This window comes from Methylobacterium indicum (assembly GCF_001043895.1).
GTDB classification, from domain to species: Bacteria; Pseudomonadota; Alphaproteobacteria; order Rhizobiales; family Beijerinckiaceae; genus Methylobacterium; species Methylobacterium indicum.
Genome location: NZ_JTHF01000496.1, coordinates 1 through 582, shown reverse-complemented (window position 1 = coordinate 582; position 582 = coordinate 1). Strand labels below are relative to the sequence as shown.

Sequence of the window (582 nt, the reverse complement as noted above, 5' to 3'; positions counted from 1 at the left end):
GCCGGCGCCCCGGGCCGAGGCGGCCCCGCCCGCCAAGGTCCAGGCCAAGGCCCAGCCGCCGGCGCCGCGCCGGATCGCCGAGGAGGCCCATCGACCGGCCCGCAGCGGGCTCCATGCGGCGACGCAGGCGCGCCGCGCCGCGCGGCTCGCCCGGACCGAGCGGCCGCTTCCCGTCCAGATTCCCGCCCCCGCGCCGGTCGCGGCTTCGGACGGGCAGATGCGCGACTGGGCTCTGGCCTCGCAGCGCCTCGCGCGCGACTACCTGGCGTCGATCTCGGGATCCAACGGCGCGACCCTGGCCGACGCGCCGGGCTTCTACGGCAACCAGGTCGTCTTCCACGGCCGCACGATGAGCGTCGCGAGCCTGATGTCCGAGAAGCGCCGCTTCGTGCAGCGCTGGCCCGAGCGGCGCTACCGGCCGCGGCCGGATTCCCTGCGTACCGCCTGCAGCGCCGGTCTCGCCCTGTGCCAGGTCCGGGCGACGGTGGACTTCTCGGCCTTCAGCCCCGCCCGCGAGGCTGATCGCCAGTTCGAGGTCGACGGTGCCCTGCGAGCGAGCGCCGCGGGCGGGGCTGAAGGCCG

At 77.1% G+C, this 582-nt stretch carries 1 protein-coding gene; it reads left to right on the top strand.

What is annotated here, in order from left to right; genetic code table 11:
- Positions 1–582 (top strand): hypothetical protein (locus QR78_RS35310; protein WP_048431625.1); only part of this gene is annotated, 582 nt, incomplete at both ends.